Source organism: Deltaproteobacteria bacterium (assembly GCA_005879795.1).
Taxonomy (GTDB): Bacteria; Desulfobacterota; Binatia; order DP-6; family DP-6; genus DP-6.
Map to the genome: position 1 here is coordinate 1 of VBKJ01000270.1, position 3060 is coordinate 3060.

A 3060-nucleotide genomic window follows, 5' to 3' on the forward strand; every position below is an offset into this window, starting at 1 on the left:
GAGCACGCGCTCCCGGGCGGAGACGCGGCGGTCGAGGATGGCGGCCAGGCCGCGCCACGACCCGTCGGTGATGCGCACGGCGTCGCCGGACGGTAGCGGGCACGGCGTGATGATGCCGTCGGGCTCCTCGCGGCTGCGGAGGAAGTCGATCACCGCGTCGTCGAGGCGTGCCGGCTCGCCGCCGAAGACGACCAGACCGCCGACCCCCGGCGTGCGGGCGATCTGGTGGAAGTGCACCCGCCCGGCGCGCACGAAGACGTAGCCCGGGAAGAGCGGCCCCACGTCCAAGCCGACCGGCGGCCGCGGCCATCGCCGCAGCAGCGGGAGATAGGTCTCCAGACCCCGCTCCGCCAGGCGCACCCGCGCCACCGCCTCGCGGTGGCGGCGCGCCGTGACGACGCGCCAGGTGTCCGGCTCGGTGTGTGGTTTGGTCCGCATGGTTCCGCCCGACGAGCGCCGGGGCTCTTCGCGCCGTGATGCAGCAACCTCGATGGTCGGCCAGCTCAATCTCGTCAACCTGGGTTTCGCTAGAAAGTCGTGAAGCCGGTCCCGGGTGAGACCGGCAGGTCGTCGTAGGGCACGCCTGGGGTGTACCCGAACACTCGAGCCTGCGGGGGAGGGTTGTCGGGTGTCCGTGGCGCACCGCCGTGGGCGATCACTGCTGAAGCGAGCGCGGCGGCGAAGCCGAGCGTGGAGGGGGTCCGCATCTTCATAGTCATCGAAGAGGGATGCCGCCCGGCAGGGCCGCCGCGCGCGCCACCGGAATCCTGCAATGCCGATGCCAGCAGCGGCCGGCGCGAGGGCACTGACTCCGCGGGGAACTAGCCGCCTGCGCCCAGCTCGAGAGCCGGTAGAACGTACAATTTGCGCGCTCTTTTTTCACCCACAATGTCGGGAGGATTTCGGGCCGGAAGGCGGCCGGGCGCGTGCACGCGGGGACGCGCCTCCGGGGCCGTGGGCCCCGCAGCCGGGCAAAGAACGGTGGCAGCCTGCCCCCTTGCGGGGCGAGGAAATCCCACCCCGGCGCGCGGGGCGCTCCCCTGGACGTCAGCTCGTCTCTTCCAGTGCTTGCTCGAGCAGCACGGCGTTGGGGACCATACCGTGCAGGTTGCGGCGCAGCGCGGCCAGCGCGGGGCGGAGGTTGCGGAACGCGAGCCGGCCGCGCAGCTCGGCGAGCCGGCCCGCGTGCTCCTCGAGGAAGTGCGTGAGCACGGTCAACGACACCAGCTCGAGGCCGCCCAGGTCGATCACGATGCGCTCGGGCGTGCGGCCGAGCGCTCGGCGCACCCGGGCGACGAGCTTCCGCGCCGCGCGCGCGTCGATCGCGCCCTCGAGGCGGATCACGAAGGCGGCGCGCGCGTCGTCCCGCCGCGCCCGCGCGCGCAGCCAGGCGCTCCGCACCTGCACGCCGCCCGCCGCCACCGCCCCGACCAGGGTCGAGACGAACGGCACCCGCTCACGGATGCGGATGGGCCGGGCGAGCACGCGCGCGAGGCGCATGGCCGGCGTCGGCTCGCCCGTCGGCTCGCGCATGATCGCGCGCCGCAGGCGGTAGTTGGCGATCAGCGCGGCCCGGCTGTCGGCGGCGGCGATGCCCGTGCGCCGCCAGATGGCGCGATGGCGGTGGAGCGCCCGCACGGCCCAGGCGAGGCCGCGCCCGAGCTCGTCGGGGCTCATGGGGCCCCCCTCGTGCGCGGCGAGGCGCGGGAAGGCGACGCGTCCGGCGGTCGAGAGCCACACCGCACGGGCGAAGACGCCGGCGTCATCGCCCTCACGCCCGAGCGTCAGGTGCGCGACCGTGAGGAGCCCCGCCCGGCGGATGCGCCGGAGCGCCGCGGCGGCGGCGCGGAGCGCGCCCGGCTCGCGCGCCTCGCGCACCAGCGGGTCGGGCTCGGGGCCGAGGACGAGCGCGCGGCAGCCGCTCCGCCGTGCGAGCCGCAGGAGCCCGGGCTCGCGCGCGACGGCGAGCTCGCTCTCCGCCGCCCAGGGCCGCGCGCACGCCGCGAGATGGCGGCAGAGGAGCCGCGCGTAGGGCACCACCTGGCCGAAGCGATGAGCCGTGAGCAGGACGCCTCCGTCCTTCTCGCCGCACTCGGCGGCCACCTGGGCCGGGGCACGGAGCCTGCCCGCCGGCCCGACCAGCGACACACGCCGCCACCACGCGAGCATGCCGCGCCTATAGGAACCTCGCGCCGGCTTTGCAACCGCCTGTCCCGTCGCCCTGGGGCCGGGTGACCGCTTCCGGCTGCCGGCGCACGACCGTGGCGCGCGACCAGACGCGGCGGGCGAGCCCCGTCCAGTCGATGCCGGGCGGTCCCAGGAGCAGGAGGACGCGCTCCTTGCGCCGCTCGACGCGGGCGTCCGGTACGAGCCCGGGCAGCGCGTCGGCGAACTCGCCCGCGTCGGCGGGCGAGTCCCAGGCCGTCATCCACACCAGCACGAGATCGTCGCCGCGCCGGAGGGCGCGCAGGCGGTCGCCGCCCCAGCCCTCGGCGACCTGGGCCGCGCGCTCGGCCGGGAGCGCGCGCCTGGCGAGCACGCGGATCCCGAGCTCCCCGATGGTGTCCTCGAGGATGCGCGTGAAGCCGCTCGCTTCGAGCCCGTCCGTGCCGCCGAGCGTAACCTCGATCGGGCGGTCGCGGCCGGCATAGTAGCGCGGCGGATGGAGCACCTGCTCGGTCGACTCCGGCGGATCGAGGTGCACGCGGTCGACGGCCGCCCAGCCGCCGGCCGCGAGCGCCTGGCCCACGAACGTCGTCCCGTCGTCGTACTGGAAGGCGAGCGAGGCGCGCAGCAGCTCGGGCAGGTCCGGATACTTCTTCGCGAGCTCGCCCGGGATGCCGTGGAGCTGCTGCTCGACCACGCCGATCATGCGCCGGTCGAGCTGCCGGCCGAGGACGTAGGCGAAGCCGGCGAGCGTCGCGTCACCCTCGAGCAGCGCGTGGCGCGCCAGCTCGCGGTCGCCGTGCCCGTCGAGGAGCGGCTCCGGCCGGGTCGGCAGATGATAGTGCTGATCCTGGAGCGCGTGCGTCAGCTCGTGGGCGACCAGGAACTCACTCA

1 protein-coding gene and 1 pseudogene are annotated in these 3060 nt (G+C 75.3%); one reads left to right on the forward strand and one right to left on the reverse strand.

Annotated features, from left to right (window positions below):
* Positions 1-438 (reverse strand): hypothetical protein (locus tag E6J59_19945; protein ID TMB15489.1); only part of this gene is annotated, 438 nt, incomplete at its 3' end.
* 908 nt (positions 439-1346) lie between these two features.
* Here E6J59_19945 and E6J59_19950 point away from each other — a divergent pair.
* Positions 1347-1460 (forward strand): annotated as a pseudogene (locus E6J59_19950) (molecular chaperone DnaJ).
* The last annotated feature ends 1600 nt before the right edge of the window (positions 1461-3060 follow it).